We start from the raw sequence: 26,354 nt of genomic DNA on the forward strand, positions 1-26,354 counted from the left end.
TATCGAAGGTGGGTTTCCCCATTCGGAAATCTATGGATCAAAGCTCCTTCGCAGCTCCCCATAGCTTATCGCAGCGTAGCACGTCCTTCATCGCCTCTCAGCGCCAAGGCATCCACCGAACACCCTTAAGGCACTTGATTGCTCTCATTATCAATATCCACACACTCGGCAGAATGTTGCTCGCATGAGGCTCCTTTCGGAACGCCTGCAAACGGATATTGATTAGAAAGACCAGATTGCTTCGTAAGATCGAACCGATAGCGAGGCGGTCAAGCTTCGCTAAAAGGATCATTTTACAACTCGATCATCTTGCGATGAGCGAGCGCCGAAAATGATCCGGAGATAATGCAAGTCCCACAATGTTTGCCTCACAGCAAACCCTGCGATCCAAGCTCGGATCGATCTCCTCTTCACGATGTCAGAAATCACGCAAGCCAGCGTTTTTGGTGAAAACACTGAATGCGAAACGATGTTTCGCGGACATAAAACAGGCGCCTCCCGTATGGAGCACACTGTGAACACAACGACCAATCTCGTTGATCAAACTCATCGCCTCAACCAAACTTCTGGTGGAGGCAGACGGGATCGAACCGACGACCTCATGCTTGCAAAGCACGCGCTCTCCCAGCTGAGCTATGCCCCCGTTCCAGAAGACGAATGCTCAACGCAAAGACTAAAGCGTTGTTGCAAGATGCGATGTCGTGACGTGAGCGCAGCAGTCTCAATACAGAGACGCGCAAAGATGGTGGGCCTGGGAAGACTTGAACTTCCGACCTCACGCTTATCAAGCGCGCGCTCTAACCAACTGAGCTACAAGCCCTAACGACGAGAGGCTCGTTGGCGCGACGTCGCATCATGCAACGTGCATTGCTCAACGCCGCCCCTGGCGCGTGTTCGTCCGCGAAGAAAGAGAAACGAAGACGGCGGTGTCCCGCCAATGGAGCTCAACGATCTGGCGATCTGTTGGCCCCTGAATGTTTCTAAAACGATCCGATAGACGCCGAAGCAATCTGAAGGACCATCCTTAGAAAGGAGGTGATCCAGCCGCAGGTTCCCCTACGGCTACCTTGTTACGACTTCACCCCAGTCGCTGACCCTACCGTGGCCGGCTGCCCCCTTTCGGTTAGCGCACCGTCTTCAGGTAAAACCAACTCCCATGGTGTGACGGGCGGTGTGTACAAGGCCCGGGAACGTATTCACCGTGGCATGCTGATCCACGATTACTAGCGATTCCAACTTCATGGGCTCGAGTTGCAGAGCCCAATCCGAACTGAGACGGCTTTTTGAGATTTGCTAGGGCTTGCGCCTTTGCTTCCCATTGTCACCGCCATTGTAGCACGTGTGTAGCCCAGCCCGTAAGGGCCATGAGGACTTGACGTCATCCCCACCTTCCTCGCGGCTTATCACCGGCAGTCTCCTTAGAGTGCTCAACTAAATGGTAGCAACTAAGGACGGGGGTTGCGCTCGTTGCGGGACTTAACCCAACATCTCACGACACGAGCTGACGACAGCCATGCAGCACCTGTCACCGGTCCAGCCGAACTGAAGGAATCCATCTCTGGAAACCGCGACCGGGATGTCAAGGGCTGGTAAGGTTCTGCGCGTTGCGTCGAATTAAACCACATGCTCCACCGCTTGTGCGGGCCCCCGTCAATTCCTTTGAGTTTTAATCTTGCGACCGTACTCCCCAGGCGGAATGCTTAAAGCGTTAACTGCGCCACTGAAAAGTAAACTTTCCAACGGCTGGCATTCATCGTTTACGGCGTGGACTACCAGGGTATCTAATCCTGTTTGCTCCCCACGCTTTCGTGCCTCAGCGTCAGTATCGGGCCAGTGAGCCGCCTTCGCCACTGGTGTTCTTGCGAATATCTACGAATTTCACCTCTACACTCGCAGTTCCACTCACCTCTCCCGAACTCAAGATCTTCAGTATCAAAGGCAGTTCTGGAGTTGAGCTCCAGGATTTCACCCCTGACTTAAAGACCCGCCTACGCACCCTTTACGCCCAGTGATTCCGAGCAACGCTAGCCCCCTTCGTATTACCGCGGCTGCTGGCACGAAGTTAGCCGGGGCTTATTCTTGCGGTACCGTCATTATCTTCCCGCACAAAAGAGCTTTACAACCCTAGGGCCTTCATCACTCACGCGGCATGGCTGGATCAGGCTTGCGCCCATTGTCCAATATTCCCCACTGCTGCCTCCCGTAGGAGTTTGGGCCGTGTCTCAGTCCCAATGTGGCTGATCATCCTCTCAGACCAGCTACTGATCGTCGCCTTGGTGAGCCGTTACCTCACCAACTAGCTAATCAGACGCGGGCCGATCTTTCGGCGATAAATCTTTCCCCGTAAGGGCTTATTCGGTATTAGCACAAGTTTCCCTGTGTTGTTCCGAACCAAAAGGTACGTTCCCACGCGTTACTCACCCGTCTGCCGCTGACGTATTGCTACGCCCGCTCGACTTGCATGTGTTAAGCCTGCCGCCAGCGTTCGCTCTGAGCCAGGATCAAACTCTCAAGTTGGACTTGAACTTTGAACCGGCTGATCACAACGTTTGACGAGGTCCCACCATTCTTGTCGACCGAAGCCGACAGCCATCTACGATTCACATCGTTGATAGCGATGGTGTAACCTTTAAAACGTGTACCGCCGAAGTCTTTCGTCCGGTCTCAATCCCCAAAAGCCGAAGCTCTCAAAAACCAAGACCCGCAAGGACTCCGCCGTCCACGTTTCTCTTTCTTCATCTTTACTTGTCAAACAGCCCGGAACCCGAAGGTCCCAAAACCACCCAAAGCCGGGCAGTCATAAAATTCCAACGATCTCTGTCTATAAGAGATCCCAGCAACCTCTTCCGACGCCAATTAACAACCGACAACTATCGGCTGTTGATCACTCATCGAAGTGAGAGATGTAGGACGCGAATGCTACTCCAGTCTCTGGGACCAGTGCAACCCCGACAAGCGGTCAGCGTCGAGCGATCGTATAGATCGTCACGCAACTGACTTCAAGTGAAAAAATGACATTCTCGCCAAGTTATAATTTCTGCAGTGCAACTTATCCCCACGCGCTTGATCCAGTTTGAAGTTCGCTGTGCAGCATGAAGCGCAGTCGCTTTTCTGAAGAGCAGATCATCGACATTTTGAAGCATCGGCTAAACGTCTGAAAATCATTGAGGATAAGAACACGCGGCTGAAGCAGACTGGCAGGTGCCATACTCAACAACGTCGCTCCGAAGCATCTTCTAGGAAAGAAATAGTGGCGCCCGCAGCGGAGCGCAAAGCTGTTGCCTATCTGCGAAACACATTCCCGATGAGCGAACGTTGGGCATGTAAAGCCTTCGGCTACGATTGCATCACCGCGAGATACGCGACGACACGATGGACGATGCTGCGCAGATGATGCCCCCCTTCGCTAGCGCATGGAGGTCGTCACTCATGAGCTCCCCCCGCTTCCGCTATCGACGCCGACATGTTTTGCTCAAACGAGAAGGCCCGCGCTTAACTCAAGAACGGTTCCATCAAGAGGAGAGGCTTGCGGCGCGCGAGTGTAGCGATCGCAAAGGAGCGGTCGAGATCAGGGCGCCGAGTCCGATTGCACCTAACGATCGCGGGCTTCTCGATTTCGTGTCGGATCAGCTCACCGACGGCCATTGCTTCCGCATTCTCCGTAACGATGACCGCACAGAGGTTGCCTGGCGCTGGCGAGCACTTCGCTCTCTTGCGTCCGCGTGGAGCGGGACTCGCTCATGATCGAGTGCAGCAAACCGAAGATGGCGGTCAGCGACGATGACTGTGAACTCACCGGCAACGTAGCATAGACGGATCACATCCTCATCAACTTGGATGACATCGCGCCAGACGAGTTTATCGAAAATCCTTTGGCGAGAATTTTAACGGCCGACTCCGGGATGAATTGTTGAACGAGCCCTGTTCACTCCGCCGGCCAGGCGCATGTTCCTCTCGAATGCTGGCGGGCCGGCTGACGACAACGAAGCTCGACCACACTTGCAACTCCGATGGAGGGCCCCCTCGAAAGATCCTTCACCTTTTGCCGTGCAAGGATCTGGCGCTACGCTACGCGAAGGCTCCGCGCCAGCTCCTTCCACTCAACCGACAGAGCAATCCATCGATAGCTTCAGGAGATTCCCATGCGTGACTTCGTTCGCTTCCCCATTGCCGCGCTCGCAAGCGCTGGGACCGAACGCACAATCGGGCAAAACTTCACGGCAGCGTCGAAGGGGATCGCGAACCTGATAGAAGGCTACTTCTGCGATCGAGGTGAGGCATTGCGTATGCACCGGATCTATTTCGCCAACGACAAAAGGTCTTCAAAACTCCGCCGACAATTATTTTGATCGCCGGAAGAACCGCTCCCGGCGTCGAGCCGATTATCGCTCTTTCTTTTGAAACTCATGCTTCAAACGCAAAAACGCCGTCCCTTTTGGGGACGGCGTTTTTGTGTAGTCATCGATGAAGAGGGGGTTGATCTGTCCTTTGCAGGCCTGGCAGCGACCTACTCTCCCAGGGCTTAAGCCATAGTACCATTGGCGCTGAGGAGTTTAACGGCCGAGTTCGGAATGGGATCGGGTTGGGGCTCCTCGCTAGAACCACCAGGCCGGCGAAAGACAGAGATACGAAGCAATTTGGTCAATCGTCACACGCGAATGCGTGTGGACATTGAAAATGAGAGCAATCAAGCCAATCGAACGATTAGTACCGGTAAGCTGCATGCATTGCTGCACTTCCACACCCGGCCTATCAACGTGGTCGTCTTCCACGGTTCTCAAGGGAATACTCGTTTTGAGGTGGGTTTCCCGCTTAGATGCCTTCAGCGGTTATCCCGTCCGTACATAGCTATGCTGCACTGCCGCTGGCGCGACAACAGCTCCACCAGAGGTACGTTCATCCCGGTCCTCTCGTACTAGGGACAAATCCTCTCAATATTCCAACACCCACGGCAGATAGGGACCGAACTGTCTCACGACGTTCTGAACCCAGCTCACGTACCACTTTAATCGGCGAACAGCCGAACCCTTGGGACCTTCTCCAGCCCCAGGATGTGATGAGCCGACATCGAGGTGCCAAACGACGCCGTCGATATGGACTCTTGGGCGTCATCAGCCTGTTATCCCCGGCGTACCTTTTATCCGTTGAGCGATGGCCCACCCACGCGGGACCACCGGATCACTATGACCGACTTTCGTCTCTGCTCGACTTGTTGGTCTCGCAGTCAGGCAGGCTTATGCCATTATACTCGACGAACGATTTCCGACCGTTCTGAGCCTACCTTCGCACGCCTCCGTTACTCTTTGGGAGGCGACCGCCCCAGTCAAACTGCCCACCATGCGCTGTCCCGGTTCCGGATGACGGAACGCGGTTAGATATCCATAACCATTAGGGTGGTATTTCACATTGCGACTCCACCCGAGCTGGCGCCCGAGCTTCAAAGTCTACCACCTATTCTACACAAACAGTCACGAATACCAGCGCAAAGCTACAGTAAAGGTGCACGGGGTCTTTCCGTCTGACCGCAGGAACCCCGCATCTTCACGGGGAATTCAATTTCACTGAGTCTATGTTGGAGACAGCGGGGAAGTCATTACGCCATTCGTGCAGGTCGGAACTTACCCGACAAGGAATTTCGCTACCTTAGGACCGTTATAGTTACGGCCGCCGTTTACCGGGGCTTCAATTCAGAGCTTGCACTCCTCCTCTTAACCTTCCGGCACCGGGCAGGCGTCAGACCCTATACGTCATCTTGCGATTTCGCAGAGCCCTGTGTTTTTGCTAAACAGTTGCCACCCCCTGGTCTGTGCCCCTCTCGACAGCTTGCGCTGACGAAAGGCCCCCTTATCCCGAAGTTACGGAGGTAAATTGCCGAGTTCCTTCAACATAGTTCTCTCAAGCGCCTTGGTATACTCTACCAGTCCACCTGTGTCGGTTTCGGGTACGGTCTAATGTGGAGGCTATTTCCTGGAACCCCTTCGAGGCCTGACCAATCCAATAAGGTCAGACAACACACGGGATTCGTCACCATCCACTGGCTCACGAATATTCACGTGATTCCCATCGACTACGCCTTTCGGCCTCGCCTTAGGGACCGGCTAACCCTGCGAAGATTAACTTTACGCAGGAACCCTTGGACTTTCGGCGACAGTGTCTTTCACACTGTTTGTCGTTACTCATGCCAGCATTCGCACTTCTGATACCTCCAGGCGCCCTCACGGGTCACCCTTCGCAGGCTTACAGAACGCTCCGCTACCGCGTGCACATAGTGCACACCCTAAGCTTCGGCTCGTGGCTTGAGCCCCGTTACATCTTCGGCGCAGAAACCCTTATTTAGACCAGTGAGCTGTTACGCTTTCTTTAAAGGATGGCTGCTTCTAAGCCAACCTCCTGGTTGTTTTGGGATTTCCACATCCTTTCCCACTTAGCCACGAATTAGGGGCCTTAGCTGTAGGTCCGGGTTGTTTCCCTCTCCACGACGGACGTTAGCACCCGCCGTGTGACTCCCGGATATTGCTCTCAGGTATTCGGAGTTTGGTTGGGTTTGGTAAGACGGTAAGTCCCCCTAGCCCATCCAGTGCTCTACCCCCTGAGGCATTCATCCGAGGCGATACCTAAATATCTTTCGCGGAGAACCAGCTATTTCCCAGTTTGATTGGCCTTTCACCCCTAACCACAAGTCATCGGAGTCTTTTTCAACAGACACCCGTTCGGTCCTCCAGTGAGTGTTACCTCACCTTCAACCTGCTCATGGCTAGATCACTAGGTTTCGGGTCTAATACAACGAACTTGGCGCCCTATTAAGACTCGCTTTCGCTACGCCTACACCTATCGGTTTAAGCTTGCTCGTTAAATTAAGTCGCTGGCCCATAATACAAAAGGTACGATGTCACCCAGAACGTATCTTGGGCTCCATCTGTTTGTAGGTGTCCGGTTTCAGGTCTATTTCACTCCCCTCGTCGGGGTGCTTTTCACCTTTCCCTCACGGTACTGGTTCACTATCGGTCGCTGAGGAGTACTTAGGCTTGGAGGGTGGTCCCCCCATGTTCAGACAGGATTTCACGTGTCCCGCCTTACTCGAGCATAAATGTTTGCATTACCCATACGGGGCTATCACCCTCTGAGGCCCTGCTTTCCTGACAGGTTCTGGTTGTCTCACATTTATGACTGGCCTGGTCCGCGTTCGCTCGCCACTACTAGCGGAGTCTCGGTTGATGTCCTTTCCTCCAGGTACTTAGATGTTTCAGTTCCCTGGGTTCGCTTAAAACCTCCTATGTATTCAGAGATTTCATACCTTCGCTTGATAACCGAAAATCCAAAACCTCACGGCTTGGTTTGCACCAAGACACAAGGCCTTGGAGTTTCGGCTATCGAAGGTGGGTTTCCCCATTCGGAAATCTATGGATCAAAGCTCCTTCGCAGCTCCCCATAGCTTATCGCAGCGTAGCACGTCCTTCATCGCCTCTCAGCGCCAAGGCATCCACCGAACACCCTTAAGGCACTTGATTGCTCTCATTATCAATATCCACACACTCGGCAGAATGTTGCTCGCATGAGGCTCCTTTCGGAACGCCTGCAAACGGATATTGATTAGAAAGACCAGATTGCTTCGTAAGATCGAACCGATAGCGAGGCGGTCAAGCTTCGCTAAAAGGATCATTTTACAACTCGATCATCTTGCGATGAGCGAGCGCCGAAAATGATCCGGAGATAATGCAAGTCCCACAATGTTTGCCTCACAGCAAACCCTGCGATCCAAGCTCGGATCGATCTCCTCTTCACGATGTCAGAAATCACGCAAGCCAGCGTTTTTGGTGAAAACACTGAATGCGAAACGATGTTTCGCGGACATAAAACAGGCGCCTCCCGTATGGAGCACACTGTGAACACAACGACCAATCTCGTTGATCAAACTCATCGCCTCAACCAAACTTCTGGTGGAGGCAGACGGGATCGAACCGACGACCTCATGCTTGCAAAGCACGCGCTCTCCCAGCTGAGCTATGCCCCCGTTCCAGAAGACGAATGCTCAACGCAAAGACTAAAGCGTTGTTGCAAGATGCGATGTCGTGACGTGAGCGCAGCAGTCTCAATACAGAGACGCGCAAAGATGGTGGGCCTGGGAAGACTTGAACTTCCGACCTCACGCTTATCAAGCGCGCGCTCTAACCAACTGAGCTACAAGCCCTAACGACGAGAGGCTCGTTGGCGCGACGTCGCATCATGCAACGTGCATTGCTCAACGCCGCCCCTGGCGCGTGTTCGTCCGCGAAGAAAGAGAAACGAAGACGGCGGTGTCCCGCCAATGGAGCTCAACGATCTGGCGATCTGTTGGCCCCTGAATGTTTCTAAAACGATCCGATAGACGCCGAAGCAATCTGAAGGACCATCCTTAGAAAGGAGGTGATCCAGCCGCAGGTTCCCCTACGGCTACCTTGTTACGACTTCACCCCAGTCGCTGACCCTACCGTGGCCGGCTGCCCCCTTTCGGTTAGCGCACCGTCTTCAGGTAAAACCAACTCCCATGGTGTGACGGGCGGTGTGTACAAGGCCCGGGAACGTATTCACCGTGGCATGCTGATCCACGATTACTAGCGATTCCAACTTCATGGGCTCGAGTTGCAGAGCCCAATCCGAACTGAGACGGCTTTTTGAGATTTGCTAGGGCTTGCGCCTTTGCTTCCCATTGTCACCGCCATTGTAGCACGTGTGTAGCCCAGCCCGTAAGGGCCATGAGGACTTGACGTCATCCCCACCTTCCTCGCGGCTTATCACCGGCAGTCTCCTTAGAGTGCTCAACTAAATGGTAGCAACTAAGGACGGGGGTTGCGCTCGTTGCGGGACTTAACCCAACATCTCACGACACGAGCTGACGACAGCCATGCAGCACCTGTCACCGGTCCAGCCGAACTGAAGGAATCCATCTCTGGAAACCGCGACCGGGATGTCAAGGGCTGGTAAGGTTCTGCGCGTTGCGTCGAATTAAACCACATGCTCCACCGCTTGTGCGGGCCCCCGTCAATTCCTTTGAGTTTTAATCTTGCGACCGTACTCCCCAGGCGGAATGCTTAAAGCGTTAACTGCGCCACTGAAAAGTAAACTTTCCAACGGCTGGCATTCATCGTTTACGGCGTGGACTACCAGGGTATCTAATCCTGTTTGCTCCCCACGCTTTCGTGCCTCAGCGTCAGTATCGGGCCAGTGAGCCGCCTTCGCCACTGGTGTTCTTGCGAATATCTACGAATTTCACCTCTACACTCGCAGTTCCACTCACCTCTCCCGAACTCAAGATCTTCAGTATCAAAGGCAGTTCTGGAGTTGAGCTCCAGGATTTCACCCCTGACTTAAAGACCCGCCTACGCACCCTTTACGCCCAGTGATTCCGAGCAACGCTAGCCCCCTTCGTATTACCGCGGCTGCTGGCACGAAGTTAGCCGGGGCTTATTCTTGCGGTACCGTCATTATCTTCCCGCACAAAAGAGCTTTACAACCCTAGGGCCTTCATCACTCACGCGGCATGGCTGGATCAGGCTTGCGCCCATTGTCCAATATTCCCCACTGCTGCCTCCCGTAGGAGTTTGGGCCGTGTCTCAGTCCCAATGTGGCTGATCATCCTCTCAGACCAGCTACTGATCGTCGCCTTGGTGAGCCGTTACCTCACCAACTAGCTAATCAGACGCGGGCCGATCTTTCGGCGATAAATCTTTCCCCGTAAGGGCTTATTCGGTATTAGCACAAGTTTCCCTGTGTTGTTCCGAACCAAAAGGTACGTTCCCACGCGTTACTCACCCGTCTGCCGCTGACGTATTGCTACGCCCGCTCGACTTGCATGTGTTAAGCCTGCCGCCAGCGTTCGCTCTGAGCCAGGATCAAACTCTCAAGTTGGACTTGAACTTTGAACCGGCTGATCACAACGTTTGACGAGGTCCCACCATTCTTGTCGACCGAAGCCGACAGCCATCTACGATTCACATCGTTGATAGCGATGGTGTAACCTTTAAAACGTGTACCGCCGAAGTCTTTCGTCCGGTCTCAATCCCCAAAAGCCGAAGCTCTCAAAAACCAAGACCCGCAAGGACTCCGCCGTCCACGTTTCTCTTTCTTCATCTTTACTTGTCAAACAGCCCGGAACCCGAAGGTCCCAAAACCACCCAAAGCCGGGCAGTCATAAAATTCCAACGATCTCTGTCTATAAGAGATCCCAGCAACCTCTTCCGACGCCAATTAACAACCGACAACTATCGGCTGTTGATTTACTCATCAGAGAGAGGAGCTTAACGGGCACGGAAGCCCGCCTGGGCAATTCGCCCCGGCGCCGCCGCGCTCAGTGGCCGGTTTATAAGCCCCCCGAAGTCGGCTTGTCAACGCCATCTGTCAACAAATCGTCGCATCGCGTTCGACAAAACCGAATCGCGCAAGAAGTGCTGATTTATCAGGGGGTGAGCCGTACTTGAGCCACATTCCTGCGACGTTCTTCTCCCCCAGCGATGCCCTTACCGTGCAAAACTTTTTTGGAAAAATTTGCTCGGTCGAGCTCGAAAAAGTCGCCGGGAGCCTGGGAAGCACCGGCGAGGTCCAGGGCACGAGGCATCAACGAGGCGAACAGCATTGACGTAACCCCGTCTGACCAGCACTTTGGGGCATGGTGGGGTTGCTTCGATGAAGACAACGAGGAATCTCGGGCTCTCACAAGGGCCGCATTCGGGATGCACCACACTCGTTGACCAATGAAAGACTTTGGGGGGAAGGCGGTTTGAGCCACGGGATGTCACGCGGGGGAAACTATGGCCGTGCCGGGATCATTGATCTCGGACATGAGCCCCCGCTTTCAGTTGATGGCTCGGAAGCCGCTGTTATCGATCGCCGCCGCGTATCCGTACAGTGGTTTAGCGGCACGATTCTCACGGGTCTGTGCGGCGCGGCTCTGATCGGCGGCGCCGTTTTTGCGTCTCTCGATGGCGAGATGACGTTCGCCAAACTCCCCGAACATGTCGAAGGCGCACTGCGCGGAGCGTTCGGCGCCAGCGACAAGGCAAGCGTCGCCCGCAAGAGCGACCGGCTGCCGCCGCCAAGTGATTCGGCTGCCGCACGTCAGGTGATTCGGGTCTCGACGGCGACCCGCGCGGGCAACCGCGAGGTGATGCGCGTGCGTCCCTTCGTGCGAATCGCCGGCAATTTGTCCCTCGCGACGAGCGACCTCTCCGCGAAAATCCCACCTTTTAACGCCCAACGCCTTCTGACCGACGTCGGCTCCGCCACCCCTACGGATAGCGATGACCAACAAACCGCCAGCGCCGCCGAGCCGGATGCCGAAGTTTCGTTCGTGACGCGCGATCTGACCGCGGTCCTGCCGCGCGCTAAAATCGCAGCCAATGTTGCGATCGACGAAGTTCTGATGCGGGTGCGTGACGCCTCGACCTGGCGCGGCAACAGCGCGGTCCGTTACGCGTCCACCATGCCGACCGACCTGAAGATGGCCTATGCGGCGGAAGGCACGCCGGATCCCTATGCCGGTTTCGAAACCCGCGTCGTGCCTGAAAACGTGACGCTGCTGCCGAAGACCAAAGATCAGATCACCGGCGGCAATCCGGTTGGCGAACGTATCCACATCGTCAAGAAGGGCGATTCCGTCCAAAGCGTCCTGCGCGATTTGGGGGCAACGCCCGGGGAAGCGCAGGCTATCGCCAACAATCTCGGTGCCCGCGGTCGCGATGGCGGCCTGAAGGAAGGCCAGAAATTGCGGATCCTGATGGCTCCGGCCGGTCCCGGGCAACAGCGCCAGCAGCCGGTGCGTGTGATCGTGGCCAACGACGCCAACATCGAAGCCGTCGCCGCGCTGTCCGACCTCGGAAAGTACGTGGCTGTCGATGTGCAAAGCTTCAACAGTGTCACCGAAACCGCCAGCAAGAGCGACGACGATGACGACGATGACGATGACGGCACCGGCGTGCGGCTCTATCAAAGCATTTACGAGACGGCGCTTCGCAACAAAGTCCCCACCACTGTCATCGAGGACATGATTCGCATCTATTCCTACGATGTGGACTTCCAGCGCAGGGTTCAGGCTGGCGATTCGTTCGAGGTCTTCTTCGCAGGCGAAGACGAGACCCCGGCAGTCAGCAACGAAAAGAACGAAGTGCTCTACGCGGCCCTCACCGTCGGCGGCGAGACCAAAAAATATTATCGCTTCCAGACGCCTGATGATTCGGTCGTCGATTACTACGACGAGACCGGCAAGAGCGCGAAGAAGTTCCTGGTCCGCAAGCCGGTCAACAATGCGATCATGCGCTCAGGCTTCGGCGGCCGCCGCCACCCGATCCTCGGCTACACCAAGATGCATACCGGTGTGGACTGGGCTGCTCCTTACGGCACCCCGATTTTCGCCTCCGGCAACGGTGTCATCGAGAAGGCCCAGTGGGAAGGCGGCTATGGCAAGTACATCAAGATTAAACATCCGAACGGGTATGAGACCGCTTACGGCCACATGACGGCCTTCGCCAAGGGCATGGAGCCTGGCAAACGCGTCAATCAGGGTCAGGTCATCGGCTTCGTCGGCTCCACCGGCCTCTCGACCGGCGCCCACGTCCACTACGAAATTTTGGTCAACGGCCGATTCGTCGACCCGATGCGCGTCAAGCTTCCGCGCGGCCGGTCGCTTGATGGTCCGCTGCTGTCGAATTTCGAGACGGAACGCGACCGCATCGACAACATGATGGCGAATCGCCCCGGTGGCCGCCCAGCTCCGCAGGCAGCCAAGGGCCAAAAGACCGCCCTGGCGGGCGACCGCTAATTTTCACCATCGTTCTGAGCTGATTCGCTGAGGAAATACGGCTGGATGTCTCCAGCCGTATTGAAGCAGCCTAATTAGTGCAGTCGGCCCTTTGGCATGGCCGCCGCCGGCTCCGCCTTCGCTGGCTTGCCGTTGAAGGTCAGCCCGGTGTCATTCGCCGAGATCGCAACCGTCTCACCGTCGTGGATCTGCCCCGCGAGAATCATCTCGGCAAGTGGATCCTGGACGGCACGCTGGATCGTCCGCTTCAGCGGGCGAGCCCCGTAAGCCGGATCCCAGCCTTTCGCAGCGAGCCAGTCGCGCGCCTTGTCGTCCAGCGAGAGCGTGATCTTGCGATCTTCCAAGAGCCGCGAGAGCCGCTGCATCTGGATATCGACAATGCGCCCCATCTCGCTCCTCTGCAGCCGATGGAACAGGATGATCTCATCGACGCGATTGAGGAACTCGGGCCGGAAGCTCGAGCGGACGATAGCCATGACCTCATCGCGCACGGTGCTGGTATCTTCGCCCTCCGCCTGCCCGACCAGATATTCCGAGCCGAGATTCGACGTCATGATGATCAGCGTGTTGCGGAAGTCGACCGTGCGGCCCTGACCATCGGTCAGGCGCCCATCGTCGAGCACCTGGAGAAGCACGTTGAAGACATCAGGGTGTGCCTTCTCGATCTCGTCAAACAGCACGACCTGATACGGTCTGCGCCGCACCGCTTCGGTCAATGCGCCGCCCTCGTCATAACCGACATAGCCCGGAGGCGCACCGATCAGCCGTGCGACCGAGTGCTTTTCCATGTATTCGGACATGTCCATGCGAACGAGCGCAGTCTCGTCATCGAACAGGTATTCCGCGAGCGCTTTCGTCAACTCGGTTTTGCCGACGCCGGTGGGACCTAAGAACATGAACGAGCCGATCGGCCGGTTTGGATCCTGGAGACCCGCACGTGAGCGGCGGACAGCGGTCGACACAGCTCCAACGGCCTCGGCCTGACCGATGACGCGTTCAGCAAGCTGCAGCTCCATCTTGAGCAACTTCTCGCGTTCGCCCTCTAACATCTTGTCGACCGGAATTCCGGTCCAACGGGAGACGACCTGAGCGACGTGATTTGCGGTGACGGCTTCCTCAAGCACGGCCCCGCCGGCCCGCTCGCTGTCCTCAAGGTCCTTCAATCGCTTCTCGAGCGACGGAATGCGCCCATACGCCAATTCGCCGGCCTTCTGATACTCGCCACGCCGCTGCGCATCGGTCAGTTCCTGGCGCGCCTGCTCCAGCTCGCTTTTGACCTTCTGCGCGTCCGACAGCTTGCTGCGCTCCGCCTGCCATTTGGTGGTGAGCGCATCGGCCTTCTCTTCCAGATCGGCAAGTTCCTTCTCCAGGCGCTGAAGACGGTCCTTCGACGCCGAATCGGTTTCCTTTCTCAAGGCCTCCTGCTCGATCTTCAATCGCACAATCTCGCGGTCGATGTTGTCGAGTTCTTCCGGCTTGGAATCGATCTGCATCTTCAGCCGCGCGGCGGCCTCGTCGATCAGATCGATCGCCTTGTCCGGCAGGAAGCGGTCGGTGATGTAGCGGTTGGAAAGCATCGCGGCAGAGACGATCGCGGAGTCCGTGATGCGGACACCGTGATGCAGCTCATACTTTTCCTTCAACCCACGCAGGATCGAAACCGCGTCTTCGACGGTCGGCTCGCTGACGAACACCGGCTGGAAGCGGCGAGCGAGCGCGGCATCCTTCTCGACGTGCTTGCGATATTCATCGAGCGTGGTCGCGCCGATGCAGTGAAGTTCACCGCGCGCCAGTGCGGGCTTCAGGAGATTGGACGCATCCATCGCGCCATCCGCCTTGCCGGCACCAACGAGCGTGTGCATCTCGTCGATGAAGAGGATGATCTGACCATCTGAGCCGGTGACCTCGTTTAGAACGGCCTTCAGACGCTCCTCGAACTCGCCGCGATATTTTGCACCGGCAATCAGCGCACCGAGATCGAGCGACAGCAGCTTCTTGTCCTTCAGGCTTTCCGGCACGTCACCGTTGACGATGCGCAATGCGAGACCTTCCACGATCGCGGTCTTGCCCACGCCGGGTTCGCCGATCAGCACGGGATTATTCTTGGTACGACGTGAGAGCACCTGGATCGTGCGGCGGATTTCCTCGTCACGGCCGATCACCGGATCGAGTTTGCCGTCACGCGCCGCCTGCGTCAGATCGCGCGCATATTTTTTCAACGCGTCATACGCATTCTCTGCGGTCGCGCTGTCAGCCGTACGGCCCTTGCGTAACGCATTGATCGCGGCATTTAAATTTTGCGGGGTGACCCCGCCCTTGGCGAGCAGGCTGCCCGCCTCGCTGTCCTTGTCGAGCGCCAGCGCAAGCAACAGCCGTTCAACGGTGACGAAGCTGTCGCCGGCTTTGTCGGCCGCCTGTTCGGCAGCATCGAGAGCACGTGCGGTCGCCGGTGCAAGATAGACCTGCCCCGCACCAGAACCCGAAACTTTTGGAAGCTTGTTGAGAGCATCCTCGGTGGCCTTGAGAATGGCCCGAGAATTTCCGCCGGACCGATCGATCAAGCCGCCGGCTAGGCCTTCGCTGTCGTCCAGCAAGACCTTGAGGATGTGGAGAGGCGTGAACTGTTGATGGCCCTCACGCACGGCCAATGACTGTGCCGACTGGATGAATCCCTTCACACGGTCGGTGTATTTCTCGACGTTCATTCTGTGTCCCTCAGCCTGCCATCCTGCCCCGAAAGCACAAGATCGGCATCTTCAATGGGTTTCCCGTCCGACGTTGATATTCGTCAACCCGAAACGGGGGACCGGCGCCTCGGCCGGCTTGACCCAAATGTGGGAACCCAGAACCGCCCGGGAAAGAGGCAGGACCAAAAATTCGTCGGAAAACGCGCGCCGGAGCGGGAACTTGGAGAAAATCAGCGCAGAAATACGACGGCCCTAGGCCTGCCTTCAGTCCCGAGCGGTCGCCGGCGGCGTATGGACCGCCGGTAACCATCGAACCGTCAGCTGGACGGCATGACGTAGGCGTAGACGCGCCCACGCGAATAGGTCGCTTCAGCGACGCGATGACCATGATTGCCGGAGATGATGATCGGGTTACCCTTCTCATCAACACCGCTCACAACACCGACATGGCCGCCACCACGACGACTCATCACTGCAATCGCGCCAACTTGCGGCCCGGACACGCGGTGACCGTAGCTGGCAAATGAACGCGCCATGTCCGACCCCGTGCCCGTGTGACCCGAGCGCTGCAGAACGAAATTCATGAAACGTGCGCACCACAGCGAGCTGCGGCCGGTCGGATTGCCGCCGATGTAACGGCGAGCTTCCGCGACAACATCAGACACGACGCCAAAGCTGCCCGCACTTTGAGGCGCTTGATTTTCGCTCAGCTCAGCATGCTGTGCACGTCCGTGCCGGACGTGGCGATAGCGATGATGTCTGCTGATGTGATTGTTGGCGTGGTGTGAGTGAAAATGCCGACTTGCACCGTGGTGTGGCCTCGCCGAGGCCGGTGTCGCGACAGCGACGATTGCCAGTGAGCACAATGCAACTGCAGTGAGCGCGCCTGGCCGGCGAAACGCATTACTTACTTTCATTCATGGTCCTCGTTACACCCCCAACTTCCGCCGCTCCAAATTCTCGGAGCGACATGCGAGAGCGGGCGTGTAACGGGCCGGATATGGCAGAAAAAAGACAATTAGGCTCAAAGTGGCTGTGAACAGCACAGCTATGCGCCACGCGCTTATCGCATGATAACTTAGCGGGTGATGTTAACGAATTTGGCCTCGTTCTGGCCGTTTACGTTAATCGCGGCGGCTCAGCAAAAACACGCCCTGCTCGCCAAACATGTTCCAGAACCACCACGGTGCATTGAGACGCAACGGTTGGCCGTAGAGATCAAGCGCGACAGCGCGCTCCATCTTCACGTGGATTTCATCGCAGAGCTGCACGAAATCCTTGATGGTGCAGAAATGAATATTCGGCGTGTCGTACCACGTCGCGGGAAGATTTTCGGTGCGTGGCATCTGCCCTTTAACCAGCAGCTGAAGCCGCATCTTCCAGTGACCGAAGTTCGGAAACGAGACGATTGCTTTTTGTCCGATGCGCAAAAGATTTTCCAGCACCACGCGGGGCTGACGCGTCGCCTGCAACGTCTGAGACAAAATCACATAATCGAACGAGTCGTCGGGATAGTTGACGAGGTCGGTGTCTGCGTCGCCTTGCACCACTGCAAGTCCTTTGGCGACACAGCGATTCACGCCCTCACGAGATAATTCGATACCGCGGCCGTCAACGCCACGCGTCTCGAGCAGCTGAAGCAGATCGCCTTCGCCGCAGCCAACGTCGAGCACCTTGGCACCGGGCTCCACCATCTGCGCGACCAACAAGTGATCGCTGCGATAGCCTTCCTCGCTGACCGGAAGCCGCGCCGTTAAACGAAATGCCTGATCCTGCATCGCCATGTTAGCGGCTCACCGATGAAAGGCCGTGCGCGGACGCAGCCGATTCCAGGAATGCGCGAGAGATATCGATGAATTCAGGCACATCGAGCAGGAATGCATCGTGGCCGCGATCGGTCTCGATCTCGGCGAACGATACACGCGCATTGCTGGCGTTAAGAGCATGGACGACCGCGCGGGATTCCGATGTCGGGAACAGCCAGTCGCTGGTGAATGACACAACGCAGAAGCGCGTGCGTGTGCCGCGCCAGGCTTCTGCCAGAACGCCCTGGTGATCAGCGCCAATATCAAAATAGTCCATTGCGCGGGTGAGATACAGATAACTGTTGGCATCGAAGCGCTCGACGAACGACGATCCCTGATGGCGCAGATAACTCTCCACCTCGAAATCCGCATCAAATGAAAACGTCGGCATCTCGCGATCCTGCAACCGCCGGCCAAATTTTCGATGCAAGGCTGCGTCCGAAAGATAAGTGATGTGCGCCGCCATGCGCGCCACACCAAGTCCGCGGCGCGGATGAGAACCCGTCTCGAAATAACGTCCGCTGCTCCAATCCGGATCAGCCATTACAGCCTGACGGCCCAACTCATGAAACGCGATGTTCTGCGCCGAATGCCGTGTACTGCAGGCGACTGCGAGTGCAGAGAACACACGTTCCGGATAAGCCGTCGTCCACTGCAGCGTCTGCATGCCACCCATCGATCCGCCGACAACAGCAAACAGTTTCTCGATGCCGAGATAGTCGATCAGCATCGCCTGTGCGCGCACCATGTCAGGGATCGTAATGACTGGAAAATCCAGCCCCCATAGTTTGCCGGTCGCAGGATTGGTCGATGACGGTCCGGTGCTGCCCATGCAGCCGCCGACGACGTTGGAGCAGATGATGAAGTAACGATTGGTGTCGATGGGTTTGCCAGGACCAACAAGCGTCTGCCACCACCCCGCCTTGCCAGTGACTGGATGGACATTTGCGACGTGCTGATCTCCTGTCAACGCATGACAGATCAGGATTGCATTCGAGCGGTCAGCATTGAGCTGGCCGTAGGTCTGATAGGCGATCTGAAATGGGGCGAGATCAACGCCGCTATCGAGCCGCAACGGCTTGTCTGCGCCGAACTGCGCCACCTGCGAAGACGGATGATCTGCCTCATGCGCGCGTTCGCCAGGCTGCACCGTCGGGGGCTTGAGCGGCTGAATATTTACCATACCAACACGGGCCTCTCAGGAAGTCGCTACAACCGACACCGAATTCAGGCCATAAAAAACCGGCCTGAACTGACGTTCGGCCGGGATCCCTTTCATCCCCGGCCTGTTTAGCGAGTTGTTTAACGTGGCTGCAAGCCGGCCGGCTCAAATGACCACGGGATTGCCCCAAAAGTAGTGCTCAACGAGGCCTCCGTCAAGGTAAGCACCGGAACGGCCTCGCTAAAGGGGCAATGTTTTCTTTGCTTTCACGGGGCGCGGCTCCTATCAATGGCGCCAGCCAGCCTCCTTGCAGGACCGACTTCCACCGCGGCTTTCGGGCTGCAAATTGAAATTTTGATCCCATGTCCAAAGAGCCCACGCCCCCCATTTCGCTGCAGGACCTTCGCCGCGAAATCGATCACATCGACGAGCACGTGCACGGCCTGCTGATGCAGCGTGGCGACATCATCGATCGCCTCATCTCGGTGAAGAAGACCCAGGAAGTCGGCTCCGCGTTCCGTCCTGCACGCGAAGCCGACATGATGCGCCGGCTTGCGCAACGTCATCGCGGCATCTTGCCGCTCGACACGGTCGAGAGCATCTGGCGCGTTATCATCTCGACGTTCACTTACGTCCAGGCACCGTTTTCGCTGCACGCAGATTTATCTGGCGGCGAGTCCGCCATGCGGGATTCCGCACGCTTCCATTTTGGCTTCACGGTGCCGTTCGTCGCGCATTTCAGTGCGGCCGCAGCGGTGGATGCCGGCGCAAAATCGAAAGGCGACCTCGCACTGGTCTCTGCCACGAGCAGCCGCGAGCCTTGGTGGCTGACACTTGAACCCGAGAGTGCACCGAAGATCATCGCGCGCCTGCCCTTCATCGAACGCGCAGACCATCCAGCGGCACTGCCGGTGTTCGTTGTCTCGCGTGTCGCAGCGGATGCGATGGTCACCGAGATCGAAATGTGGAGCGTCCGTGTCTCGGGCTGGAGCGCCGACGTTGCCCGCGCGCTGTCGCCGTTCTCCGAGATTATCGCAGTTCCCGATAAAGCCTCGGACGGTGCGGCGCTGCTGGTGTCTGTGCCAGGCCCCGGGGGGTTGGACAAGATAACCTCTGCGCTGATCGCAGCCGGGGCATCCGTGCGCTCTTCGGCTCTCGTCGGGGGCCATGCAACACGCTATACGGTGCCAGCAAACGGCGCACCTAAAGCCTAAGACCTTATTCTTTCTGGAGTTGAGTTGATGTCACGTCCCGTGCCGAACCCCGGCATTCTCGATATCGCACCCTATACGCCCGGCAAAAGCGGAGCGGGGCTGAGCGGGCGCATTTTCAAATTGTCGGCGAATGAAACTCCGCTGGGCTCATCGCCCAAGGCGATTGAAGCGTTCAAATCTGCTGCCAACCACCTCGAGGACTACCCCGAAGGATCGTCGCGCGCGCTGCGTGAAGCCATCGGCCGCACCTACGGCCTCGATCCCAACCACATCATCTGTGGTGCGGGTTCGGATGAGCTTCTGAATCTGCTCGCGCACACCTATCTCGGCCAGGGCGATGAGGCGATCCACACCACGCACGGGTTTCTGGTGTACCCGATCGCGACCATGGCGAGCGGCGCCATCAACGTCATCGCGCCGGAAAAGAATTTTACGGCGGACGTCGACTCCATCCTCAACGCCGTGACGCCACGCACCAAGATGGTGTGGCTGGCGAACCCGAACAATCCTACCGGCACCTATGTGCCATTCGACGAAGTAAAGCGCCTGCGTGCAGGATTGCCGTCGCATGTCCTGCTGGTGATCGATGCGGCGTATTCCGAATATGTCCTGCGCAACGATTACGAGGCTGGCATCGAGATGGTTTCGACCACCGACAATACGGTGATGACGCGCACCTTCTCGAAGATTCACGGCCTTGCCGCGCTGCGCGTCGGCTGGATGTACGGTCCGGCGAACATTATCGATGCCGTCAACCGCATCCGAGGTCCGTTCAATGTGAGCACACCGGCCACACTGGCCGCGATCGCCTCATTGGAGGACACCGCGCATCAAGAGACGTCCCGCGCTCACAACGAGAAGTGGCGTGGGTGGCTGACCGACGAAGTCGGCAAGCTTGGGCTCACTGTGACGCCAAGCGCTGCTAACTTCATCCTGATTCATTTCCCGCAGGACGCAGGCAAGACCGCGGAGGATGCGGACGCATTCCTCACCAAGCGTGGATTGATCCTGCGCGCGCTGAAGAACTACAAGCTGCCGCATGCGTTGCGCATGACGGTCGGCACCGAGGAAGCCAACCGCTCGGTGGTCGAAGCGCTCACCGAATTCATGGGGCAAAAATAACGTGAACAACGCGCCGCAATTCGCACGGGTCACAGTCATCGGGCTCGGCCTGATCGGCTCGTCAATTGTCCGCGCCGTGAAGCAGCTCGGCCTCGCGGGCGAGCTGGTCGCGACTGACGCTTCACCACAGGTCCAAGAAAGAGCTGTAGAGCTAAAACTCGCGGACCAGGTCGCGACCACCAATGCGGAGGCCGTGAAGGACTCCGATCTGGTCATTGTCTGCGTGCCTGTCGGCGCCTGTGGCGATGTCGCCGCGAGCATCGGCCCGCATCTCAAAGCTGGCGCGATCGTGTCCGACGTCGGCTCCGTCAAGGGTATGATCCTGCGCGAAATGTCGCCGCATTTGCCAAAGACGGTTCACTTCATTCCCGCTCATCCGGTGGCAGGCACTGAACACTCCGGTCCCGATGCGGGCTTCGCCGAACTGTTCATCAACCGCTGGTGCATCCTGACTCCACCACCTGGATCCGATCCATCCGCCGTGGAAAAGCTCGCAGAATTCTGGCGCGCGCTCGGAGCCAACGTCGAGACCATGGCCGCGGATCACCACGACCTGGTGCTTGCGGTTACCAGTCATCTGCCGCATTTGATCGCCTACACGATTGTCGGCACCGCCGACGAGCTTGAAGACGTCACGCGCTCGGAAGTGCTGAAATTCTCCGCCGGCGGTTTTCGCGATTTCACGCGTATTGCAGCCTCCGACCCCACCATGTGGCGCGACGTATTCCTCGCCAACAAGGACGCGGTGCTCGAGATGCTCGGCGCGTTTCAGGAGGATTTGTCGAAACTTACCCGCGCGATTCGGCGTGGCGACGGCGAAGTGTTATTCGACCAATTCACCCGGACGCGCGCGATCCGCCGCGGCATCGTCAACCTCGGACAGGAAACCGCAAGCGCCGACTTCGGCCGGCCACACGCGAATCTGCCGAAGAAAACGCCAGAAAAATAATCAGAACAGCGGCGGGGTTTGCGCCACCCGAAGCGGACCAATCAACACCGCGCCGTCGACAAACCGCAGCGGAAACGCCAGCGCGCTGCGGCCTTCGAGTGTCGATGGCTTTCCGAGCATATTGATTCCAGCCATCACACCGGCATTGGCGTTCTTGCGCGCGGCATCGCCCAGACCCGGAATGACACGATCGAGTGCACCGATCAGTTTGTTGACGTCCTGTACGTTGACGCCCGCCCCACCACGATTGCCTGGCTGAGCAGCGTTATCGGCAAATAACTTGTCGATCCCGAGCATCGGCACGACCTTCTCCATGCCCGCCACCGTCATCGTCAATTCGCCGTCAAGGTACCCGTTGGGTGTGATGGCAAGTGAGCCCGCAGCAACGGCAATCACGTCTCCCTGCTGTATCCGGGATTGCGTAAAGTCGAGACGCCCGTTGGCGGCCTGAATTTCACGAAAACGCTCCGGCCACGGCTTGGGTGAAAAATCCTTCAGGCCACGGAGTTGTGCGCGAATGTCCGCATCGAACGGCTGCGCGAGAATGGGGTGCAATCCCTGCAAACTTCCGCCGGTGAGCTGGAACGCTGTTTCCACGACCGGATTGTCGCTCAACGAACCTTCCAGCAATCGCGTGTGCAGTTCGAGATGGTTGGCGCGAAGCAGCGGTGTTGGAACGCCACCGTTCATGCGATCGAGCGTCGGGTTGTCGAACGCCATCGAGATCCGTTGCGGCGCGATGGGCAATCCCGCAACGCTTGCCTGACCAAGCGTCCAGTTTGCGCCGAATTGCGGCTCCGGGCCGCCGGTAGCGACTGTCGCCGGGCCGGTAAATTCGGCGATGATTTTGGTTGGATCGTAGATTTGCGCCACGACCAGGATCTGCTTCAGACGCGCCGTCAATCGCGCATCCGCGACCTGCTGTGACGTCTGCGACGTCAGTGTCACCAGCGGGTTATCACAGCGAACTTCCATTCTGAACGGAAAGCCGCCCACAGAGCGCTTGTCACATTCGTAGATTCGTCCGGCCTTGGCCTCACGGGTCCGCCAGCCCTCGAACTGCGCATCAATCTGGGACGCAGCATAGAACCAGAATCCACACCATCCGGCCGCCAGCAGGAAAAACAGTCCCGGTGCGACAAAAACAGGCCAAAGGCGACGGCGCGAAGCGAGTTGAGACGTCTGCATCAGAAACCCCAGAGCACCCGAATTGGGCATTTGAAAGGTGCCATGTGGACTCAAACGGTCTTGAAGTCTAGTGCGGTGGATCTGACGTTCGTATCGGTATTAACAGATGGTCCATCATACGAACGTTAGATCCAAAACCGCACTAGGTTTATGTCTTTGCTAGTGTCCCTTGGATTCTGACATTCGTAAACGAGCTAACCGCAAGCAAATACGAATGTCAGAACCGCGACACTAGTGAGTTGCACACGCTACGGCGTGCTGGTAGGCCATGATGCATGGCCGCAAAAATTCTTTCAGATGCCGAATTTCCCGATGGGGATTTGTGGGTGTTCGGTTATGGCTCCCTGATCTGGAATCCCGGATTTGAATTTCTGGAAAAAAAGCTCGCACGCCTGATCGGCGAGCACCGTTCGCTCTGTATTTATTCGATGGTTCACCGCGGCACCCCCGAAAAGCCGGGGCTTGTGCTGGGCCTTGACCGTGGCGGTGCGTGCCAGGGCATGGCATTCAGGGTGGCCGCAGATAAGCGGCAGGCAACGGTCAAATATCTTCGCGAGCGCGAACAAGCGACCCACGTCTATCGCGAAGTGATGCGCTCGGTCTGGATCGGGAGCGACGCACGGCAGCGCGTCAGTGCGCTCGCCTATGTCGCGGACCGCGGCCACGACCAATATGCGGGACGGCTCTCACTCGACGAGCAATTGCGCCTGGTGCGTCAGGGCCACGGCAACTATGGCCCCAACGACGAATACATCATCGCGACAGTCGCAGCGCTCGAGGCTCAGGGCATTCGTGACGTACCGCTGCACCAGCTTGCAGCGAAGCTCCACGGCGAGGCCGCACTGCATCGGCATGCGTCAGACGAACAATCCAGCGCCTCCTAAGATAGGCCGGATTTTACTTCGCTGGAAAACGCCGACGGTGCAGAGAAGCCGACCAGCCGCACCTGTTCCTCACGACCTGCCTTCACCAAACGATTGGTCGCTTCCTCGATGACGCTGCTCACGCGTTCGGTGAAGGCATCACGCGACAAGCCGGGCTCAATCGGGTCCAGGAATTCAATTACGATCGTGCCTGGATATCGCATGAAAGTACGCCGGGGCCAGAACAGACCGGAATTGAGCGCGACGGGAATGCACGTCACTCCGCAACCAACATAAATCTGGCTGACGCCGGTCTTGTAGCGTGGCGGCGCCCCCACTGCCGTACGCGTCCCTTCCGGGAAAATGATGAGCTGACGTCCGCGCCGCACTTCATCGCGCGCGCGCCGCGCCATTTCGATCAGCGTGCGTGCGCCCGCGCCGCGGTTCACGCCGATCATCTGTGCCTTGCTGAGATACCAGCCGAAGAAGGGCAACCACAGCAGCTCGCGCTTGAGGATATAGAGCGGCTGCTCGAAGAACTGCAGCAGTGCAAAGGTTTCCCATGCAGACTGGTGCTTGGACGCAACGATCAACGGACCTGATGGAATCTTCTCGACACCGCGATATTCGACCTTGGTGTTGCAGATAATGCCCATCAGCCAGATGCTGGTACGTCCCCAGTTCTTGGCAATCCAAATAATGCCCCAGCGCGGCATGAAATAGGTTGGAAGACCAAAGATAACCCAGATCACTGTGTTCAGATAGAAAACGATATTGTAGATCAGCGAACGCAAAAATATCGAAACCATCGAACAATCCGATCAATTGGCGGACGCGGTGGCCGGCTTTCTAGGCGCTGCCGGCGGCTGATTTTCCGTATTCGGTAATCCGCCCTGCCCAACGCCGCCGAACGCCACTCGCATCTCGGCAAACAAGTATTTGACGTATTCCGATAGCAGGAGCCGAAGCGCAGCGCCACTCGTCCACCATGGCTCCTCATGCCATTTCTCGCCTACGACGGCGAACGGAATCAACTCGATATCCGGCATCGAATGCGACAGTTCCACGATGGCGCGCGGCATGTGATAGTTCGATGTCACCACGATCAATGACCGAAAACCGCGTTCGGTGACCCAGCGGCGCGTTTCGGTGGCGTTGCTTCGTGTATTGACCGCGGATCGGTCCAGATCGACGCAGCACATCAATAGCTGCTGACTCTCCGGCAGCGTTCTCTGAATATCACTGAACCCGTTGGTGGGATGAACACCGGAAATCAAAAGACGCTTGCCGTAACCTTCCGCGAGAAGTTCCACGGCGTCGGACACTCGGGATGATCCGCCTGTGAGAACAACGATGCCGTCGGCGTTCCGCGACGGCTTCTGCTCGCTTGGGGGCACAAGCGACAAAAACCACACAAATCCGGCACAGCCCGCAAATATGACAACCGCGACCGCAAAAATCGCCACGCGCCATCGCCACCGCGTCACGGTCCGCGCGCGATCTGCTTCTGAAAAAGATGGGCTGCTGTCACCCTTTGACGTCATGATTTTACTGCGCGATCTCCAATCGCAATTTTACCGCGAAATCCGGCACCGCTGTGACCTCAAAATCGTCGATCAATCAATCTCCTCAAGCGTGGCGAAGAGCGTCCGCCGCGACGCCCAGGCTGTGACAATCGCGATCATGACAGCCTGCAGGCCAAGCATCAGGTATCCCGAAGCCGGCAGCGCGAACGTTCCAAGCAGGGCCGCGAACTGATCGCCGACCGGCGTCCCCGAAAACCAGTTGGCGATCGATTCTGAAAATCCAAACGTCAGCATCGCAGCCAAGCCGCCGATCAAACCGCCTTCCAGACCCAATCGCAGGAAATGCCGGAGGAAATGGTTGGCGATGTAGCGATCCTGCGCACCGACGAAATGCAGCACTTCAACGATCGGCCGGTTGGCCGCCATCGCCCCCCGCGTCGCAAAGGACACGGAGATGACCGTCGCAATGATCACGAGAATGAGAATGCCGGTGCCCGCCAGCACAATCGCGCCGGTCATCGAGCGCATGCGCTCAATCCAGGCGCGGTGATCGTCGATACTCGCCCCCGGCGCAGCTTTCGTAATACTGGTCCGCAGAGCGGTGAAATCAGGCGCACTGCCGGGCGCGACGCGCGCAACCACGAGGCGCGGCACCGGCAGATCGTCCAGCGACAATCCCGTTCCGAGCCACGGCTCCAGCAGTTTCGCCGATTCGTCCTTGCTAAACGGCCGCACTTCAATGATTCCCGGCTGCCCTCGCGCGGCGTCCACAACCGCTTGCGTATCGCGTTCAAGATCCCTTCCGGGCGATGGCCGGATCTGGATGGTCAGTTCGCTCGCCACATCGGACTGCCATTCCGCCGCAGACGCCCGCACCAGCAACACCGCCCCCGTCGTCATCGACGCGAGGAATGTCATGATTGCAACAACCGCAATCAGCGCGCGGCCGGCGATCGATCCGCGCGGAACGATCGGCGACGTGTTGCGCGCATCGGCGGTCACAGCCGATGTTTCGTCGCCGAGATCCCTCATTGCGTAAGACCCATGG

13 protein-coding genes, 4 tRNA genes, 5 rRNA genes, 1 pseudogene and 1 riboswitch (1 of these 24 only partly in view) are annotated in these 26,354 nt (G+C 57.6%); of the genes and pseudogenes, 6 read left to right on the forward strand and 17 right to left on the reverse strand.

The window, feature by feature from the left end; genetic code table 11:
• The 4 genes from ACZ5C3_RS25440 to ACZ5C3_RS25455 form a co-directional block, all read right to left on the reverse strand.
• A 23S ribosomal RNA gene (locus ACZ5C3_RS25440) occupies positions 1 to 140 on the reverse strand; it reaches 2,685 nt to the left of the window's first position.
• A 427-nt stretch (positions 141 to 567) separates the two neighbouring features.
• Positions 568 to 643 (reverse strand) — tRNA-Ala (locus ACZ5C3_RS25445).
• A gap of 100 nt (positions 644 to 743) precedes the next feature.
• Positions 744 to 820: transfer RNA gene (locus ACZ5C3_RS25450), tRNA-Ile, on the reverse strand.
• Between the two features lie 208 nt (positions 821 to 1,028).
• A 16S ribosomal RNA gene (locus ACZ5C3_RS25455) occupies positions 1,029 to 2,517 on the reverse strand.
• A gap of 575 nt (positions 2,518 to 3,092) precedes the next feature.
• On the opposite strand from ACZ5C3_RS25455, the pseudogene ACZ5C3_RS25460 reads away from it, so the two are divergent.
• Positions 3,093 to 4,101, forward strand: a pseudogene (locus ACZ5C3_RS25460) (integrase core domain-containing protein); the annotation flags it as partial.
• A gap of 393 nt (positions 4,102 to 4,494) precedes the next feature.
• Here ACZ5C3_RS25460 and rrf read toward each other — a convergent pair.
• The 5 genes from rrf to ACZ5C3_RS25485 form a co-directional block, all read right to left on the reverse strand.
• Positions 4,495 to 4,609 (reverse strand): 5S ribosomal RNA (rrf, locus tag ACZ5C3_RS25465).
• A gap of 74 nt (positions 4,610 to 4,683) precedes the next feature.
• Positions 4,684 to 7,508: ribosomal RNA gene (locus tag ACZ5C3_RS25470) — 23S ribosomal RNA — on the reverse strand.
• A 427-nt stretch (positions 7,509 to 7,935) separates the two neighbouring features.
• Positions 7,936 to 8,011: transfer RNA gene (locus ACZ5C3_RS25475), tRNA-Ala, on the reverse strand.
• A 100-nt stretch (positions 8,012 to 8,111) separates the two neighbouring features.
• A tRNA-Ile gene (locus ACZ5C3_RS25480) sits at positions 8,112 to 8,188 on the reverse strand.
• 208 nt (positions 8,189 to 8,396) lie between these two features.
• Positions 8,397 to 9,885 (reverse strand): 16S ribosomal RNA (locus ACZ5C3_RS25485).
• The 16S, 23S and 5S rRNA genes sit together here with 4 tRNA genes alongside, the layout of an rRNA operon.
• Before the next feature lie 868 nt (positions 9,886 to 10,753).
• On the opposite strand from ACZ5C3_RS25485, the gene ACZ5C3_RS25490 reads away from it, so the two are divergent.
• A complete protein-coding gene (locus ACZ5C3_RS25490) occupies positions 10,754 to 12,790 on the forward strand; it encodes a peptidoglycan DD-metalloendopeptidase family protein (RefSeq protein WP_464033899.1) in 2,037 nt (678 codons plus the stop codon).
• 74 nt (positions 12,791 to 12,864) lie between these two features.
• Here ACZ5C3_RS25490 and clpB read toward each other — a convergent pair whose 3' ends face one another.
• The 4 genes from clpB to metX all read right to left on the reverse strand — a co-directional run bounded on the left by clpB (position 12,865) and on the right by metX (position 18,465).
• On the reverse strand, positions 12,865 to 15,495 hold the full coding sequence (clpB, locus tag ACZ5C3_RS25495; protein WP_464033900.1) for an ATP-dependent chaperone ClpB: 2,631 nt from the start codon (positions 15,493 to 15,495) through the stop codon (positions 12,865 to 12,867).
• A 299-nt stretch (positions 15,496 to 15,794) separates the two neighbouring features.
• On the reverse strand, positions 15,795 to 16,394 hold the full coding sequence (locus tag ACZ5C3_RS25500; RefSeq protein WP_464033901.1) for a TIGR02594 family protein: 600 nt from the start codon (positions 16,392 to 16,394) through the stop codon (positions 15,795 to 15,797).
• Positions 16,395 to 16,601: 207 nt separating this feature from the next.
• A complete protein-coding gene (gene metW, locus ACZ5C3_RS25505) occupies positions 16,602 to 17,261 on the reverse strand; it encodes a methionine biosynthesis protein MetW (RefSeq protein WP_464033902.1) in 660 nt (219 codons plus the stop codon).
• A 1-nt stretch (position 17,262) separates the two neighbouring features.
• Positions 17,263 to 18,465: a homoserine O-acetyltransferase MetX gene (metX, locus tag ACZ5C3_RS25510; RefSeq protein ID WP_464033903.1), complete on the reverse strand. Its 1,203-nt coding sequence runs from the start codon at positions 18,463 to 18,465 to the stop codon at positions 17,263 to 17,265.
• 86 nt (positions 18,466 to 18,551) lie between these two features.
• Positions 18,552 to 18,631, reverse strand: a riboswitch (SAM riboswitch).
• A gap of 175 nt (positions 18,632 to 18,806) precedes the next feature.
• Between metX and ACZ5C3_RS25515 the strand changes: the two genes are divergently transcribed.
• From ACZ5C3_RS25515 to ACZ5C3_RS25525, 3 genes are read left to right on the forward strand one after another with little or no spacing between them, the layout of a single operon-like run.
• Positions 18,807 to 19,658, forward strand: coding sequence for a chorismate mutase (locus tag ACZ5C3_RS25515; RefSeq protein ID WP_464033904.1), 852 nt, complete (start codon positions 18,807 to 18,809; stop codon positions 19,656 to 19,658).
• A 27-nt stretch (positions 19,659 to 19,685) separates the two neighbouring features.
• Positions 19,686 to 20,780, forward strand: a complete 1,095-nt coding sequence (hisC, locus tag ACZ5C3_RS25520; RefSeq protein WP_464033905.1) for a histidinol-phosphate transaminase — start codon at positions 19,686 to 19,688, stop codon at positions 20,778 to 20,780.
• A gap of 1 nt (position 20,781) precedes the next feature.
• On the forward strand, positions 20,782 to 21,729 hold the full coding sequence (locus ACZ5C3_RS25525) for a prephenate/arogenate dehydrogenase family protein (RefSeq protein WP_464044350.1): 948 nt from the start codon (positions 20,782 to 20,784) through the stop codon (positions 21,727 to 21,729).
• Here ACZ5C3_RS25525 and ACZ5C3_RS25530 read toward each other — a convergent pair whose 3' ends face one another.
• Entirely contained in the window at positions 21,730 to 22,917 is a 1,188-nt protein-coding gene (locus tag ACZ5C3_RS25530) for a DUF2125 domain-containing protein (RefSeq protein ID WP_464033907.1), read from the reverse strand.
• Positions 22,918 to 23,192: 275 nt separating this feature from the next.
• On the opposite strand from ACZ5C3_RS25530, the gene ACZ5C3_RS25535 reads away from it, so the two are divergent.
• A complete protein-coding gene (locus ACZ5C3_RS25535; RefSeq protein WP_464033908.1) occupies positions 23,193 to 23,801 on the forward strand; it encodes a gamma-glutamylcyclotransferase in 609 nt (202 codons plus the stop codon).
• Here ACZ5C3_RS25535 and ACZ5C3_RS25540 read toward each other — a convergent pair.
• From ACZ5C3_RS25540 to ACZ5C3_RS25550, 3 genes are all read right to left on the reverse strand, one after another.
• Positions 23,798 to 24,589, reverse strand: coding sequence for a lysophospholipid acyltransferase family protein (locus ACZ5C3_RS25540; RefSeq protein WP_464033909.1), 792 nt, complete (start codon positions 24,587 to 24,589; stop codon positions 23,798 to 23,800). The genes ACZ5C3_RS25535 and ACZ5C3_RS25540 overlap by 4 nt on opposite strands.
• A gap of 12 nt (positions 24,590 to 24,601) precedes the next feature.
• Entirely contained in the window at positions 24,602 to 25,324 is a 723-nt protein-coding gene (locus ACZ5C3_RS25545; protein WP_464033910.1) for a YdcF family protein, read from the reverse strand.
• A gap of 72 nt (positions 25,325 to 25,396) precedes the next feature.
• Positions 25,397 to 26,338 (reverse strand): cell division protein FtsX, encoded by a 942-nt coding sequence (locus ACZ5C3_RS25550; RefSeq protein WP_464033911.1) that lies wholly within the window; start codon positions 26,336 to 26,338, stop codon positions 25,397 to 25,399.
• Positions 26,339 to 26,354 lie beyond the last annotated feature (16 nt).

Source organism: Afipia dichlorophenoxyacetatis (genome assembly GCF_055386385.1).

Bases quoted from the DNA above. Each gene is read 5' to 3' on its own strand.
- clpB (WP_464033900.1), bottom strand. From the start codon at position 15,495: ATGAACGTCGAGAAATACACCGACCGTGTGAAGGGATTCATCCAGTCG.
- ACZ5C3_RS25500 (WP_464033901.1), bottom strand. From the start codon at position 16,394: ATGAAAGTAAGTAATGCGTTTCGCCGGCCAGGCGCGCTCACTGCAGTT.
- metW (WP_464033902.1), bottom strand. From the start codon at position 17,261: ATGGCGATGCAGGATCAGGCATTTCGTTTAACGGCGCGGCTTCCGGTC.
- metX (WP_464033903.1), bottom strand. From the start codon at position 18,465: ATGGTAAATATTCAGCCGCTCAAGCCCCCGACGGTGCAGCCTGGCGAA.
- ACZ5C3_RS25515 (WP_464033904.1), top strand. From the start codon at position 18,807: ATGTCCAAAGAGCCCACGCCCCCCATTTCGCTGCAGGACCTTCGCCGC.
- hisC (WP_464033905.1), top strand. From the start codon at position 19,686: ATGTCACGTCCCGTGCCGAACCCCGGCATTCTCGATATCGCACCCTAT.
- ACZ5C3_RS25530 (WP_464033907.1), bottom strand. From the start codon at position 22,917: ATGCAGACGTCTCAACTCGCTTCGCGCCGTCGCCTTTGGCCTGTTTTT.
- ACZ5C3_RS25535 (WP_464033908.1), top strand. From the start codon at position 23,193: ATGGCCGCAAAAATTCTTTCAGATGCCGAATTTCCCGATGGGGATTTG.
- ACZ5C3_RS25540 (WP_464033909.1), bottom strand. From the start codon at position 24,589: ATGGTTTCGATATTTTTGCGTTCGCTGATCTACAATATCGTTTTCTAT.
- ACZ5C3_RS25545 (WP_464033910.1), bottom strand. From the start codon at position 25,324: ATGACGTCAAAGGGTGACAGCAGCCCATCTTTTTCAGAAGCAGATCGC.
- ACZ5C3_RS25550 (WP_464033911.1), bottom strand. From the start codon at position 26,338: ATGAGGGATCTCGGCGACGAAACATCGGCTGTGACCGCCGATGCGCGC.